Source organism: Halobacteriovorax sp. DA5 (genome assembly GCF_002903145.1).
Taxonomy (GTDB): Bacteria; Bdellovibrionota; Bacteriovoracia; order Bacteriovoracales; family Bacteriovoracaceae; genus Halobacteriovorax_A.
Window position 1 is genome coordinate 189,633 of the sequence record NZ_PPDJ01000001.1, and the last position, 14,068, is coordinate 203,700.

Annotated in this window: 14 protein-coding genes; 6 read left to right on the forward strand and 8 right to left on the reverse strand. The window is 36.0% G+C overall.

Annotated elements, in window-relative coordinates:
• Nucleotides 1–19 precede the first annotated feature (19 nt).
• Nucleotides 20–2,023 carry a urocanate hydratase gene (locus C0Z22_RS00935; RefSeq protein ID WP_103216454.1) on the reverse strand — a complete coding sequence of 668 codons (2,004 nt, stop codon included), beginning with the start codon at nt 2,021–2,023 and terminating at the stop codon, nt 20–22.
• Between the two features lie 163 nt (nt 2,024–2,186).
• Between C0Z22_RS00935 and C0Z22_RS00940 the strand changes: the two genes are divergently transcribed.
• A complete protein-coding gene (locus C0Z22_RS00940; protein WP_103216455.1) occupies nt 2,187–2,660 on the forward strand; it encodes a CarD family transcriptional regulator in 474 nt (157 codons plus the stop codon).
• 2 nt (nt 2,661–2,662) lie between these two features.
• Here the strand turns inward: C0Z22_RS00940 and C0Z22_RS00945 are convergent, their stop codons facing one another.
• Nucleotides 2,663–3,538, reverse strand: coding sequence for a serine protease (locus C0Z22_RS00945; RefSeq protein WP_103216456.1), 876 nt, complete (start codon nt 3,536–3,538; stop codon nt 2,663–2,665).
• Nucleotides 3,539–3,728: 190 nt separating this feature from the next.
• Between C0Z22_RS00945 and C0Z22_RS00950 the strand changes: the two genes are divergently transcribed.
• Together C0Z22_RS00950 and C0Z22_RS00955 are read left to right on the forward strand one after the other, a co-directional pair.
• A complete protein-coding gene (locus C0Z22_RS00950; RefSeq protein WP_103216457.1) occupies nt 3,729–5,018 on the forward strand; it encodes a hypothetical protein in 1,290 nt (429 codons plus the stop codon).
• Nucleotides 5,011–5,481 carry a hypothetical protein gene (locus tag C0Z22_RS00955; protein WP_103216458.1) on the forward strand — a complete coding sequence of 157 codons (471 nt, stop codon included), beginning with the start codon at nt 5,011–5,013 and terminating at the stop codon, nt 5,479–5,481. Before C0Z22_RS00950 ends, C0Z22_RS00955 begins: the two co-directional genes overlap by 8 nt.
• Before the next feature lie 36 nt (nt 5,482–5,517).
• Here C0Z22_RS00955 and C0Z22_RS00960 read toward each other — a convergent pair whose 3' ends face one another.
• The 6 genes from C0Z22_RS00960 to C0Z22_RS00985 form a co-directional block, all read right to left on the reverse strand.
• A complete protein-coding gene (locus tag C0Z22_RS00960) occupies nt 5,518–6,021 on the reverse strand; it encodes an NADPH-dependent FMN reductase (protein ID WP_103216459.1) in 504 nt (167 codons plus the stop codon).
• A 16-nt stretch (nt 6,022–6,037) separates the two neighbouring features.
• A complete protein-coding gene (locus C0Z22_RS00965; protein ID WP_103216460.1) occupies nt 6,038–7,021 on the reverse strand; it encodes a succinylglutamate desuccinylase in 984 nt (327 codons plus the stop codon).
• A gap of 8 nt (nt 7,022–7,029) precedes the next feature.
• Nucleotides 7,030–8,250 (reverse strand): threonine ammonia-lyase, encoded by a 1,221-nt coding sequence (gene ilvA / locus C0Z22_RS00970; protein ID WP_103216461.1) that lies wholly within the window; start codon nt 8,248–8,250, stop codon nt 7,030–7,032.
• Nucleotides 8,251–8,259: 9 nt separating this feature from the next.
• Nucleotides 8,260–8,778 (reverse strand): FxsA family protein, encoded by a 519-nt coding sequence (locus C0Z22_RS00975; protein WP_103216462.1) that lies wholly within the window; start codon nt 8,776–8,778, stop codon nt 8,260–8,262.
• Between the two features lie 103 nt (nt 8,779–8,881).
• Nucleotides 8,882–9,631, reverse strand: coding sequence for an SH3 domain-containing protein (locus C0Z22_RS00980; protein WP_103216463.1), 750 nt, complete (start codon nt 9,629–9,631; stop codon nt 8,882–8,884).
• Nucleotides 9,632–9,682: 51 nt separating this feature from the next.
• Entirely contained in the window at nt 9,683–10,102 is a 420-nt protein-coding gene (locus tag C0Z22_RS00985; protein ID WP_158246760.1) for a TerB family tellurite resistance protein, read from the reverse strand.
• Between the two features lie 204 nt (nt 10,103–10,306).
• On the opposite strand from C0Z22_RS00985, the gene clpS reads away from it, so the two are divergent.
• The 3 genes from clpS (at nt 10,307) to C0Z22_RS01000 (ending at nt 13,850) form a co-directional block, all read left to right on the forward strand.
• Nucleotides 10,307–10,663: an ATP-dependent Clp protease adapter ClpS gene (gene clpS / locus C0Z22_RS00990; protein ID WP_255407607.1), complete on the forward strand. Its 357-nt coding sequence runs from the start codon at nt 10,307–10,309 to the stop codon at nt 10,661–10,663.
• Between the two features lie 17 nt (nt 10,664–10,680).
• Nucleotides 10,681–13,014: an ATP-dependent Clp protease ATP-binding subunit ClpA gene (clpA, locus tag C0Z22_RS00995; RefSeq protein ID WP_103216465.1), complete on the forward strand. Its 2,334-nt coding sequence runs from the start codon at nt 10,681–10,683 to the stop codon at nt 13,012–13,014.
• A 380-nt stretch (nt 13,015–13,394) separates the two neighbouring features.
• The gene (locus C0Z22_RS01000) at nt 13,395–13,850 is read left to right on the forward strand and encodes a histidine biosynthesis protein HisIE (RefSeq protein ID WP_103216466.1); all 456 of its coding nucleotides are present in this window, start codon (nt 13,395–13,397) and stop codon (nt 13,848–13,850) included.
• Nucleotides 13,851–14,068: the final 218 nt, after the last annotated feature.

A 14,068-nucleotide genomic window follows, 5' to 3' on the forward strand; every position in this document is an offset into this window, starting at 1 on the left:
GTGGGAGCTTTTCTTTTTCTTATAATAAAGAATCATCAACTAAATTTGGAAGCGTTACTTTTAAAAGAGGCTCTTTTTCCATGGCCCTTTTAATTGCAAAAGTTGCACCTTCATTACGGGCCCAACTTCTACGATTAATCCCATTGTTTACATCCCAAAAAAGCATCGACTTGATTCGACGATCACAATCTTTACTTCCATCGAGAACCATTCCAAAGCCACCATTAATTACTTCACCCCAACCGACACCACCGCCGTTGTGAAGTGAAATCCAAGTAGCTCCTCTAAATGAGTCACCAACGAAGTTTTGTACAGCCATATCAGCAGTAAATCGTGAGCCATCGTAGATATTTGATGTTTCTCTAAAAGGAGAATCTGTTCCTGATACATCGTGATGATCGCGGCCAAGAACAACTGGTGCTTTTAGTTTTCCTTCGCGAAGTGCTTTGTTGAAAGCAAGAGCGATTTCAATTCTTCCATCACTATCAGCATAAAGAATACGTGCTTTTGAGCCAACAACTAGGTCGTTCTCTTTTGCACCTTTAATCCACGTGATATTATCTTGCATCTGTTGCGTGATTTCACTTGGAGACTCTTGCATTAGTTTTTCTAGAACTTGTGTTGCAAGTTCATCAGTTAGATCAAGATCTTCTTGTGTGCTTGATGTACAAACCCATCTAAATGGTCCAAAGCCGTAATCAAAGCACATTGGCCCCATAATATCTTGAACATATGAAGGATACTTGAAGTCTTCAGTACTTCCTTCTTTCATAATATCAGCACCTGCGCGAGATGCTTCTAGTAAAAATGCGTTTCCATAATCGAAGAAGTACATTCCTTTGTCTGCAAGTTTATTAACTGCATTTACATGTCTCACTAAACTTTTTTGAACTTCTTTCTTAAATTGTTCAGGGTTACTTGCCATCATCTCATTTGATTCTTCAAATGAAAGATCCGCTGGGTAGTAACCACCGGCCCATGGATTGTGAAGAGAAGTTTGGTCAGAACCAATGTCAATATGCAGATCACTTTCTGCAATCTTCTCCCATAGGTTAATAATATTACCTTGGTAAGCAAGAGAGACAGCTTCTTTATTTTCTTGAGCTTTCTTAATGCGAGCAATGATTTCGTCTAGGTCAGTGAAAACTTCATCAACCCATCCTTGCTCATGTCTTGTCTTAACAGCTTTTGGATTTACTTCAGCAACTACACCAATACAACCTGCAATAACCGCAGCTTTTGGTTGTGCTCCCGACATTCCACCAAGTCCTGCTGTAACAAAAACTTTTCCGGCCGTTTCAGTAATAGCTTCTTTGGAAATTTTTCTTAGAGCATTGAGTACAGTAATTGTTGTTCCGTGAACAATTCCTTGTGGCCCAATATACATGAATGACCCAGCAGTCATTTGTCCGTATTGAGTTACTCCTAATGCATTAAACTTTTCCCAGTCATCTGGCTTAGAGTAATTAGGAATCATCATCCCGTTTGTGACAACAACTCTTGGTGCATCTTTGTGCGATGGAAATAATCCTGCTGGATGACCAGAGTAGAGAACAAGCGTTTGTTCATCAGTCATTGTTGCAAGGTATTGCATCGTTAATAGATATTGCGCCCAGTTTGAAAAAACGCCGCCGTTTCCACCATAAGTAATTAACTCGTGCGGGTGTTGAGCAACAGCGTAATCAAGGTTATTTGAAAGCATCAGCATAATGGCCGCTGCTTGTTTTGACTTATGTGGATATTCTTCAATTGAGCGTGCGTGAATTTTATAATCAGGGCGGTATCGATACATATAGATACGGCCGTATTTTTCTAATTCTTCTTTAAATTCTGGAAGTAGTTCAGCATGAAGCTCACTTGGAAAATAGCGAAGTGCATTTCTTAACGCTAGCTTTTCTTCTTCTTGAGATAGAATTTGTTTACGTTTTGGAGCGTGGTTAATATCCTCTTCATATTTCTTATATTTTGGTAAAGTCTTAGGAATACCCTCTAATATAGCTTCTTTAAAACTATTAGTACTCATTCTTAAATCCCCTTAAAATAAAGTATTTTAGAAGGTTTATACCACCAATGTAATGAAGTAAAAAGGATTGAGCGTCAATTGACGCTGCTTATTAACGAATAGATTGCCTTCAAGAAATTCTAACTTACTTGTGCTATAATACATATCTAACGAAAGGGGATTTATGCCAAAATTAGAAATAGGACAAGAGGTAGTATCGATTAACTTTGGAGTTGGCGTAATTACTGAAATCAAGGATATGAGCGGTTCAGAATTTTATATTATTGAATCATCTCAAGGTCGATCAACAACAATGATTCCAACTGTTAAGAAGGATGCGTTTAGACCATTGAGTAGTCCAACAGAATTAGAAGAAACTCTCGATAAGCTTTCGCAAGACAGAGAGATTAGGCAGTTTGATTCTAAAAAGGATCGAATTAATTTCTTTAAATCAAATATTCAAAAACAAGATATTGAAACGTTCATTGATAATATCCAACAATTACTTCAGATAACGGACAAAGGCTCGGCCGAATCAAAGTATTTAGAAATGCTTTTAGAGAATTTAACTGTGGAAGTTGGGGCAGTCTTTAACGAAGATATCAACCAAGCAAAAGAACGAGTGAACTCTTGCTTGGATGGTAAATTTAGTTTTTAAAATTAGTCTTGAACTGGATCTCTTAAGAATAGAATTCTTGTGATTCTGAAAACGTCTTCTCCACCGCAACCGTTCATGTGACAGTTGTTTGCTTCGTAGCACTGTTTTCTTGGATTATAGTTATAATCTTGATCACCACGAACAAGGATTCCTTCAACAAGACCTGTCTTTTCATTGAATACTGCTGAACCAGAGTTTCCAGAAAAAGTATCTAGGTTAGTTGAAAAGCTAAACCATTCATTTGCCTTGCGAACAAATGCACCATCAGCAACTTTAGATGGTAGACCAGAAGGGTGACCGATAACATATACTTGTTCACCTTTTTGGATTTCATCTCTTTTACGATATTCAAGAGGCTTGCGATCAGTTACTTCACGATTAAGTTCGATAACAGCAAAGTCTTCACCACTTGTGCGTCCAAGTCTTTGAGCAACAATTCTCTTACAGCTATAAACATTTTTTTCTAGAATTGTTCTAGCATCATCTTTTGGAGATTTTTTTGAATAATCAAATACCCAAAAGTTATCATAACAGTCTGCTTTTGAAGTCATACAGTGACCAGCAGTTACAACATATTGCTTATTATCTTTTTCTACTAGAAAGCCTGAACAGTCAGCAACATCAACTTGCTTATTAAATCTCTCACCATCACATAATTCAATTTTTGAATCATCAGCAAGGTAAGTGTTTTCAGTCTTTTTTGTTAATTTAGACTTAGGGATCATCGCTAAAGTAGACATTTGAGCATCTAATTTGTTTTGATCCGTTACTTCGAATTGATCAAGGCGATTATCTTCACCGTAAACAACTTTATCAATGGCCATCGTTGAAAAGTTAACAGTAAAAACAGCAGCTAGCAGGGCAAGTGAAAAGTTCATTTATTTATCCTTATTATGTGAGTGGCGCATTAAATCAATGACACATTAAAAAGTACAGAAAAGGGCCCTTAATAAAAAATTACAAATCCTTACATTATATGTAAATTATTTATGCTTGCTTATAACTATATAAAATTACGTCTAAAGTTCAATGGACGAGAAGCCGATAAGTCCTTGAGATGAGAGACTTATGAAGAAAAATACAATTTTAACTTTTATATTTTTAGCTACCTTAAATACATCATGTCAGTTAACGAGTGGTGATTTTTTAAGTGGAAAGGCACAGGGAATGGCAAAGAGAGTCTCACGTGAAAGTGATATCCTTGATGTTGTAGACGATGTCGTGCGTGAAGAAGAAGGCCAGGGTGTTAATGAAGACCTACGTGGCCTCACTGATAATTATACAAACTTTCCAACTTCTTACGATATTACAGATTACATCAATGGCAATGTCAGTGCACTAGGAACACAGTGTGCAATGACTGATCATGAGCGAGAGTGGTCATTTGTTAAAAGTGTTGGAACAGGATCTATTGGAGCACGTAAAGTCTTGGCAACGATTTATCAGTCATGTGAGCCAATTGATACAGTTATTGATTCGCGCACTCCTAGCTTAAGTGGTGTTTCAACTCAAGAAGCGACTTTCAGCGATGGAACAGATTTTAAGCAAAGAGTTGTTCATGATGTAGGAGCAATGGTTCGTTCACATGAGGTTTTAAGAAAACTTGATGAAGACCCAGGCTATCCTGGTGAGGGTTGTATTGATGCAACTAAGGTTCCACCTGTTTACGGTTATGGCTCACGTAAAGGACTGCGCAGTAATGAGATTAACCTGTTCACTCGAGGCCAAGGGGTATCAAGAGAAGGTGCTAGGGCATCAGGAATTGATTGTTCAGAATTCATCTCAGCAGCATATGCAGCAGAGGGGCTTAAGTTTACTAGTAACGATAGAGACTATCGTTCACTAACGACAACTTCTTTGCATGATACTGTTAGAAGTAAGAACTCATGTATTAAGCCGGTTAAGTTTAAATTACCATATTCAATTCGATCAGGTGATATCATTAATGTGAAGGGGAGCCACGTAATTATGGTTGATACGATTGGGGAAGACCCTCTGGCCATTAGAAAGTTTTCTGAACTCGGTCGATGTGATGATATTACAATCAGTGACTTTAATTTCACTTATATTCATAGTGGGGCCTTAAAGAATTATGGCCCGGCAAGAGTTGATGCAAGAACTCATGCAACTCATCGTTCGACTATGTTTGCTAATTTAAGAGCACAAGCAGTTGCCTCATGTAAGGCGATTTTATCTGAACAAGAATATTCAAATGAGATGATGTCTGGACGTTTTAGTATTTTAAGACATAATTCTGAAGACGCTGCATGCTACTATGATGAACCGGCAAAACTTAAAGGTGAGAGCTGTATTAATCAGTGTCTTCAAGACAAATTAAAAGAGGCAAAAAATGTTTAGGTTATTATTTGCTACATTTATATTAGCTCAATTTGCTTTTGCTAACGATATTTGTCCATCTAATAAGGATGTTAAAAAGGTCGCAGCACAATTAGTAGAGATTGAGATGAGCGGTATCAGGTTAATAGATGGTGCTAAAGATGATTGTCTGAAATCAAAGTATCAAAAATATTATCGTTTCAATAAAGACCCTGATTACGATGCGCCAAAATCATTACAATATTTGGCCACGTCAGAAAAAGCAATAAAGATTTCAGATGTGAAGCTTATTGATAAAGATGTTCATGCATATGAAGCAAATTACTCTGTTAATGTGGAAGATTTAAAAGGGAAGAAGAGTGTCGTGAAAGATAGCATTCGCTTCTACATTAATGTCTCAAAAAGAGCACAGCAAGGTGATGGTTGTGCGTCAGTCATAGAGCCTGCAAAGAAACTAATTTTATTAAAATCATGTAAGAAATAAAAAAGCTCCTTTCGGAGCTTTTTGTTTATCAGAAATTTAAGCAAGCTTTACTAGGCTAGCTAGTGCATCTCTTGCACCATCTTCATTTAATTGTTTACTGTAGTTTGTTAGAAGTTTACGTCCAACAATATGTAGACCAATAAATGACAGTTGATTTTGCATTGCCTGAATAACGTATTGACCACCGCCACCAGAGTGAGTTCCTAATACTGCTGGCTTATCAACAAATGCCTCACGCCAAGATTCACCACCTGAGCGAGATATCCATGCAATTGCATTAATAAATGAAGGAGTAACTGATCCATTGTACTCCGGAGTTAAGAAAACAAATCCTTTTGCAGCGATAAATTTATCAGTAAGCTTTACACCGTCGGCCGGGATTCCATTCTTTTCTTCTTCAGCTGTATATAGAGGTAACTTATAGTCACTTAATTTTACGATTTCAAATGACTTCCCCGTTTCTTGTGCTAGCTCAAGAATCTTATCTGCCATCTTAAGGTTCATTCCGTCACTTGAAGTGACGATTAAAAAATCACTCATTTTCTCTCCTGATTCGTTATTCTAATTCTTTTATAAGTAATAATGCTCTTTGCCCTAAGATAACCTTAGAGTTTGGAAAAATCATTCGTAAATTGTCTTCCGGAGCTTTGTACTCTTCGTTATTTTGGGTAAAAATATGATGTCCTTTTTTAAAAGGCGTAAAATTTGCACTCTCTTCTTCATCAAATGTGAAACAAAAGTCATCATATTCTTTATTGATTGATTCATAGATTGAAAAAGCTTTAGGAAAAGGCTTCTGTACGAGTTCTTTTGAACTTAAAAGTTTTTCAATAGTTTCTTGTGCTGCTTTAAATTTACCTTCTGGATTTTTGCCAAAAGGATACACTTTTCCAAGTTCAACTGTTGCACTAAAAGCATTGAATTTTTCGAAAGTAAACGAACTAAAGACCGTCGACTCTTTATGTGAAAATAGAGATGCTTCAACTTCCATATTGGCCAGGGCCAGATTAAACTCTTCATCTCGTTTACGATCTTTAGACTTTGGCACTAATGCAAAGCGCTCCATTTCACTCTTCTTTAAGGCGCAATGTAAGTCAAAGTGAAAGAGCTGTTTTTGTTTATACTTTGCTACGAAGTTGTAACAATTTTCTTCAATCACTTGTGCTCTTCTTACTTCATAATTATCAGATAATTTCTTATAGGCTCCGTTAAAGCAGCGATTTAGATTATATTCACTAAAACGCTCACCAATATTCATCGCTCTCGGATTACCAAAGAAAATAAGGGTAGGTGAAGTAAGTACGAGCTCGTCATTGTATATTTTCTCTAATATCTCATTAGTAAATTCGATAGGGGCCGTTTCATTTCCGTGAATTCCACACGAAATAATATAAGTATCATCTGTCTCAATAGACTTTGGTGTAACTTCAATAATACCCGTGTCATGAATTTCAAATTCACTAAATTTAGAATTAAATGATTTTGGTGCAAGTCCATTTTCATTTTTTCGAGTAAGCTTTAAGAAATTTAATTCATTCATTAGAATTCCTAGACTCTCTTTGCACTAAAGCCCATTGAGGTTAGTTCATCAACAATTTCTTTTATATGAAGATGCCCTCTGGTTTCTAGTGAAAACTCAACTTCTGTTTCTCCAAGTACACTAGTCGTAAATGCTCTATTGTGGTGAATTTCAAGAATATTAGCTTGTTTAGAACCAATAATATTAGAAATTTTAGCAATTGTTCCTGGCGTATCTGGAACATTGACAATAATCGAACATGAGCGTCCAGAAGTTATAAGACCTCTTTCGATAATTCGATCTAAGATATTTAAATCAATATTTCCGCCGCTTACGACGAGGACAACTGTTTTACCTTTAATATCCTTGAATTGATCATATAAAAGGGCCGCTACTGAAGTTGCACCAGCACCTTCGCAAAGAACCTTCTCATACTCAAGGAGTGTAACAATAGCATGTGAAATTTCGGTTTCTTTAACCGTTACAATTTCATCTACATATTTTTTTACAGTATTAAATGTATTTTCAAGAACTGTCGTTACAGCAATACCATCAGCAATTGTTTTTCTCTTATCAATTGTAACAATTTTACCTTGTTCAATTGATGTTTTCATTGCTGGCATTTCAACTGCTTCAACGCCCACAATTTTTGCTCGGCTACCACTTTCTTTAAGGGCGGTTGAGATTCCCGAGATCAGTCCACCTCCTCCAATTGGAATGGCTACAAGATCAACATCTGGTAGTTCATCAAAAATCTCTAAACCGATAGTTCCTTGTCCTGCGATAATATCTTTATCATTGAAAGGGTGGATGAAGACCTGGCCGGATTCTCTTTGAATCTCCAAGGCCTTTTGATAAGCATCATCATAGAAATTTCCGTGTAAGATAACCTCAGCACCAAATTTCTTTGTTCCTTGAATTTTTGCAAGAGGAGTGGACTCTGGCATAACAATTGTTGCTTGAATCCCAAGCTGTTTTGCCGCAAGAGCAACACCTTGAGCATGATTTCCTGCTGAAGATGCGATGACTCCCTTATCTTTTTCTTCTTTTGTAAGCTTAGATAGACGATTAAGGGCCCCTCTGATTTTATAGGCTCCAGTTAACTGTAGATTTTCTAGCTTCAAATAAACCTGACAATCAAACTTCTCACTTAAAGTTGTCGAGTAGGTTAGTGGTGTTTTTATAATACGATTTTCAATTGCAAGTCTTGCATCTTGAATATCACTTAGCGTTACATTGGTTGTTGTCATAAGGAGATCTTACTTCTTTTCGTAATCAACTTCAAATGTGTTCTCATCAATTTGAATAGGGCCATTTTTAGTCCCCTCATGACGGGCCTGAGCATTATAGGCGTTGCCAGAATATGACGAGAAACCACCACCATTTTTAAATGAATAGAATTGAACATTGCCACTTTCGATTGAACTCATAAAGAACTTCTTTAGGTAGATCAGCCAAAGATGGCGAGTTAACGGAAGTACCATTGAAAGGCCTAGAACATCTGTTAAAAAACCCGGAGTTAAGAGCAGTAGCCCACCACCAAAGACAAGTAGTCCATGGATAAAACTATTTGCTGGAACTCGCCCCTGAGAAAGTTCTCCTTGAATTTTTGCGAGAAGGGCCGCTCCTTGTGACTTTGCCAGTGCTGCTCCAATTACACCTGTAATCAGAACGAGTAGAAAAGTATTTCCTCCACCAATTTGACCACCTATCGAAAAGAGTAGGTAAATCTCAATTGCTGGAATAACTGTGAATAACATTACTAATATTGGAAACATGGTACCTCATTTATTTTTGTGTACCTATAAGATGGGATGAAAGAAATTATTGTCAAGGTTGGGAATTTCGAAAGCTCGAAATTCCCTTGTTATCTTATTGAAATTAAATAGATTTTAAATTCTTTGAATCGTAAACCCAACCTTTATGAGTTGAGCCTTTAAGATAGTTTTTGAATTCAATTTGAACCCAATCACCATCAGTTTTTATGATTTCTACGCGTGTATTTGGTGCGACAACCTCTAGTTTTTCACCTTTTGTGCTTGGGATTGCTCTAAGGTTAAGATACTTAACTGGCGTATGATATTTTTTTTCAACAGCTGCTACTACTGGCTTAACTAGCTCTTTGGTAATAACTTGTGTCTTTGGTTCAGACTTAAAGATCATTGCACTAACCAATAGCGAAGTCGCAATGATTGAAGCCGCTATATAAAGGGGCTTTTGATCTTTTTGGCGATTTGAAGAATCAGCTTCTTGAGCTGGTTTCATCTCAATTTGTTCACGAACATTCTTTTGATTAATGATAATAGATTGAAGAAGCGACTCAAGTCTTTCAAATTTTTCATTTACTTCTTTTGTTTCGAATCTTCTTTCTAGGTCTTCGATCTTTTTATAGAGATTATCTTTCTTATCTTCTCTATTTATATTAGCTACATGAGTTTCAACATCTGAAGCGATTACCGTTTGTGTTGTGGATTGTAATAGATTAGAAATAGGGCCACTTGATGCTTTCTTCTCATTCTTTTCAAGCAGACTTGAAAAGTTGAAATTCCCTTGAAAATCATCATTCATAAATTGTGCGGCTTTTTTTAACGAGTTTTCTAGATTTCTCTTAGAATCAACACTCTCTTTCATTAAACTTCCTTGTCATAAATTTTAATTACTTAAAGAGTGTAGAGAATAGTTTTAAACTTGAAAAGTTTTTAAATACTCTTTCACATCCGCTTGCGCGCTTAAGAAATATTTCTTTTCTAGAACGAGTGCATTGGCAATATAGCTAATCTCATTTGATTCAACATTATCAACTTCACCGTCAGCTGCAGCAATTGCAAAGAGGGCCTTTAGGACTTGGTAGCGCTCTTGTTGAGACATGATATCCACAAGAGGCTTACAGTAACTTCTCGTATCAAGGCCCGAGAGTTCTTTCATTTTTTCAATTGAGTATTCAGTTATTAACTCAGCTTCTTGCGAGTTTAATTGAGTCATTCCTGTAATGATCTTTTGCATTTTCGTTTTCTCACTCTGACTAACGTGAAAATCAGAGTAGGCAATACGAGCAAGTAATCCACAAATACAAGATATAATAACTTTCCTTTCATCGTTCATTGTAGGAAATTTCTTATTTAAATAGGAATGTATCTGATTAATCGAATTTGATTCGTGATCGGCCTTCAGAGATTTGAAAAATTCGAAGAAGTTCATTATGGACCTTTTTTAGAGATTTTCAGTCGTATATACCTTGTAAAGAGTAACACAGATAGGCGATAATGGAAAAAAAGAAAATAAATTTAGCAAAGTCGAGGAAGTAATTTGAATAAGTTTGAAGTTGGCGATATTGACATTAGAAAAATGAATACCATCTTTAGTACACAAGAGGATGGTGATGTAGCACTAGAAGATAAAGTAAAGGTAAAGAAGCCTTCAAAATATCATGTCATCCTACATAATGATGACTATACGACAATGGAGTTTGTCATTTGGGTATTGATGCATGTCTTTAACAGGAGTCAAGAAGAGGCCATGAAGATAATGTTAGATGTCCACAATAATGGTCGAGGAGTATGTGGAACCTACTCATACGAGGTTGCTGAGACAAAGATGAATAAGGTTATGTCAGAAGCAAAGAAAGAGGGTCACCCACTGCTTTGTACTGTTGAGCCTGAATAGGCACAGGAGAAATATAAATGATGTCAAAAAAGCTAGAAACCATCATTAATGAGTCAATTCAAAGAGCAAATTCTTTGAAGCATGAATATTTGACTCTAGAGAATGTTCTTTTATCTCTTCTTGCAGATGAAAATGTAAGAGAAGTAATTGAATATTGTGGTGGCGATCTTGAAGAAATTGAAAGTGAGCTAAATGAATTTATCCACGATGATTCAAATTTTAGTATTCTATCAGATGATCAAATTGAAACTCTTTCTAAACAACAATTCGTTAACGATGAGTTAAGAGAGCTGGCACGAGAAAATGGTATTGTCTATCAACCAGAAATATCAATGTCTCTTCAAAGAGTGATTCAAAGGGCCGCGATTCATGTGCAATCAAGCGGAAAAAGCCAGATATTAGGAATTAATTTATTAGTTTCTCTGTTCCAAGAGAAAGAAAGTTTCGCACTTTACTCTCTTCAAAAACAAGGAATAGAACGATTTGATATTGTTAAGGCCATCTCACACGGCCTTGGCCCTGAGGATGAAGAAGAAGTTCCTCGCATTGAATATGTTGAAGGCGAGGAGCCTCAATCACGAAATAAGAAAGGCGACTCTTTCTTAGCTAAGTTCACTGTGAATTTGAATGAACTTGCCAGAGAAAATCGAATAGATCCTCTTGTTGGTAGAGAAGAAGAAGCTTTAAGAATTGTTCAAATTCTTTGTCGTCGTCGTAAGAATAATCCTCTTTTAGTTGGTGAAGCTGGTGTTGGGAAAACAGCAATTGTTGAAGGACTGGCCCAGAGGATTGTAGAAGAAAAAGTTCCAGATATTTTAAAGGGAACAACTATCTTTAATCTTGATATGGCCGCCTTGGTTGCAGGTGCAAAATTTAGAGGTGATTTTGAGCAAAGAGTAAAAGGTGTCATCAAAGATCTAGAGAATTTAGATAAGGATGGTAAGAAGGCCATACTTTTTATCGATGAAATGCATACCGTGATGGGTGCAGGTGCTACCTCTGGTGGTAGTATGGATGCATCTAACTTGTTAAAGCCGGCCTTAAGTCGTGGAGTTGTTAGAATTATTGGTTCCACTACTTACGCAGAACATAGAAAGTTTATTGAAAAAGATCCTGCATTTAATCGTCGTTTTCAAAAAATTGATGTGGATGAGCCTTCAAATGAAGACACAATTGCTATCTTAAAAGGATTGCGTCCAAAGTTCGAGTCTTATCACGGAGTTAAAATCTCAGACAGTGTCATTAAAGAAGCCGTTGCTTTAACATCGCGCTATCTTATGGATCGTAAAAATCCTGATAAATCGATTGATGCCATTGATGAAGCAGGTGCTTTAAACCAAATTAGACCTGAAAATAAAAAGAAGTCTTCAATTACAAAGAAGGATATTGAGGATGTTGTCGCTAAAATGGCCAATATTCCAAAAATAACAGTTGAAACTACTGAAAAAGATAAGCTAAAGGATCTAAATAAAAATCTTAAGATGCTTATCTTCGGACAAGATCATGCAGTTGATGAAGTATCACAGGCCATCTATATGTCTAAGTCAGGTCTTGGTGATGAAGGCAAACCTATTGCAAGTTTCCTTTTTGCAGGGCCGACTGGAGTGGGGAAGACAGAACTAGCGAAGCAGCTCTCAATTCAGCTTGGTTGTCATCTTGAACGCTTTGATATGTCAGAATATATGGAAAAACATTCTGTCAGTAAGTTAATTGGTTCTCCTCCGGGCTATGTTGGTCATGATCAAGGTGGATTATTAACAGATGCTGTTAAGAAAAACCCACATTCTGTCCTTTTACTTGATGAAATTGAGAAGGCCCATGTCGATATTTATAATATTCTTTTACAAGTTATGGACCATGGATCACTAACAGATTCACAAGGTAGAACAACAGACTTTACTAATACAGTCATTATTATGACTACAAATGCTGGTGCAAAGGAGATGGATAGTGGCTCTATTGGCCTTGCCAAGACATCTTCAAAGAATATTGGAAAGAGAGATCAGACCATTAAGAACTTTTTTAGCCCAGAATTTCGTAACCGTTTGGATGGAATTGTCCATTTTGAGAAACTTTCTACAGAATACATTGTTAAAATTGTTGAAAAATTCGTTTCACAACTAGAAATTAAGTTAGCGGCCAAGAATATTGAGATCGTTTTAAGTGAAGATGCAAAAATTTGGCTAGCAGAAAATGGTTTTGATGAGAAAATGGGTGCTAGACCAATCGCTCGAATCATCGATCAGAAGCTTAAGAAGCCAATTTCTACTGAGGTTTTATTCGGAAGTCTAACTCAAGGTGGAAAAATAGAAGTCGTCGTTGAAAATGATGACTTAAAATTGAAATTCTAATCTTTTTAACATTCTAAAAACAATCAAACTTACATTTTTTAAATGATGAAACTGCCCTGAAAGGGCAGTTTTTGCTTATTCTTTGAAAAAAAAATGAAAAAAAATTTCGCTTAATTTTTTTATAAGAGTAAGCTCGAAACTAACGTCTATCAGGAAGATTTGAATGTTTTATCTTTTTATGAAAAGCCGTGCTGTCGGCTCGTTTCGACGTTTTCTTTAAAAATAATGTAAAGTAATTTCAAATTTAATCCGAAGTTAAAAAAGAACATAGGGAAATAAAAAAGATGCTTATGCTTATCAAAAAGTAATTTTTTTATTTGCACACAAATAAAATTATGTTTACCATAAACATAAGTATTGAAAAAACCAGGAGGATGTCAATGGCAGTTAAGAAAACTACTAAAAAGACAACTAAGAAAAAAGTAGCTAAAAAAGCTACAAAAAAAGTAGCTAAGAAAGCAGCAAAGAAAACTGCAAAGAAAGCTACAAAAAAAGTAGCTAAAAAAGCTACTAAGAAAAAAGTTGCTAAGAAAGCTACAAAGAAAGTAGCAAAGAAAGCAACTAAGAAAGTTGCAAAGAAAGCTACTAAAAAAGTAGCAAAGAAAGCAACTAAGAAAGTAGCAAAGAAAGCAGCAAAGAAAACTGCTAAGAAAGCTACAAAAAAAGTAGCTAAAAAAGCTACAAAAAAAGTAGCTAAGAAAGCAACTGCTAAGAAAGCTACGAAAAAAGTTGCAAAGAAAGCTACAAAAAAAGTAGCTAAGAAAGCAACTGCAAAAAAAGCGACTAAAAAAGTAGCTGCTAAGAAAGCTACAAAAAAAGTTGCTAAAAAGAAGTAAGAAGCACTTTTCTTAATTCAATAATGAGTGGGCCCGCTTATAGCGGGCCTTCTTATTTTCAAATCTATTTACATTCCACCTAAAAACATCTAAAAAAAGACCATATTATCGCCAGATTTTACAGCTGTTACGATAAAAAGAACTCAATGATTTCAACATGTTACAACTTTTAACGTTGTAGTATTTTCCTTGGTTTTGTCGTTATTTCAGCTACTTAT

What these genes read in the sequence shown, in the direction of transcription:
- C0Z22_RS00935 (WP_103216454.1), bottom strand. Translation starts at nt 2,023, where the DNA reads ATGAGTACTAATAGTTTTAAAGAAGCTATATTAGAGGGTATTCCTAAG.
- C0Z22_RS00940 (WP_103216455.1), top strand. Translation starts at nt 2,187, where the DNA reads ATGCCAAAATTAGAAATAGGACAAGAGGTAGTATCGATTAACTTTGGA.
- C0Z22_RS00945 (WP_103216456.1), bottom strand. Translation starts at nt 3,538, where the DNA reads ATGAACTTTTCACTTGCCCTGCTAGCTGCTGTTTTTACTGTTAACTTT.
- C0Z22_RS00950 (WP_103216457.1), top strand. Translation starts at nt 3,729, where the DNA reads ATGAAGAAAAATACAATTTTAACTTTTATATTTTTAGCTACCTTAAAT.
- C0Z22_RS00955 (WP_103216458.1), top strand. Translation starts at nt 5,011, where the DNA reads ATGTTTAGGTTATTATTTGCTACATTTATATTAGCTCAATTTGCTTTT.
- C0Z22_RS00960 (WP_103216459.1), bottom strand. Translation starts at nt 6,021, where the DNA reads ATGAGTGATTTTTTAATCGTCACTTCAAGTGACGGAATGAACCTTAAG.
- C0Z22_RS00965 (WP_103216460.1), bottom strand. Translation starts at nt 7,021, where the DNA reads ATGAATGAATTAAATTTCTTAAAGCTTACTCGAAAAAATGAAAATGGA.
- ilvA (WP_103216461.1), bottom strand. Translation starts at nt 8,250, where the DNA reads ATGACAACAACCAATGTAACGCTAAGTGATATTCAAGATGCAAGACTT.
- C0Z22_RS00975 (WP_103216462.1), bottom strand. Translation starts at nt 8,778, where the DNA reads ATGTTTCCAATATTAGTAATGTTATTCACAGTTATTCCAGCAATTGAG.
- C0Z22_RS00980 (WP_103216463.1), bottom strand. Translation starts at nt 9,631, where the DNA reads ATGAAAGAGAGTGTTGATTCTAAGAGAAATCTAGAAAACTCGTTAAAA.
- C0Z22_RS00985 (WP_158246760.1), bottom strand. Translation starts at nt 10,102, where the DNA reads ATGAACGATGAAAGGAAAGTTATTATATCTTGTATTTGTGGATTACTT.
- clpA (WP_103216465.1), top strand. Translation starts at nt 10,681, where the DNA reads ATGATGTCAAAAAAGCTAGAAACCATCATTAATGAGTCAATTCAAAGA.
- C0Z22_RS01000 (WP_103216466.1), top strand. Translation starts at nt 13,395, where the DNA reads ATGGCAGTTAAGAAAACTACTAAAAAGACAACTAAGAAAAAAGTAGCT.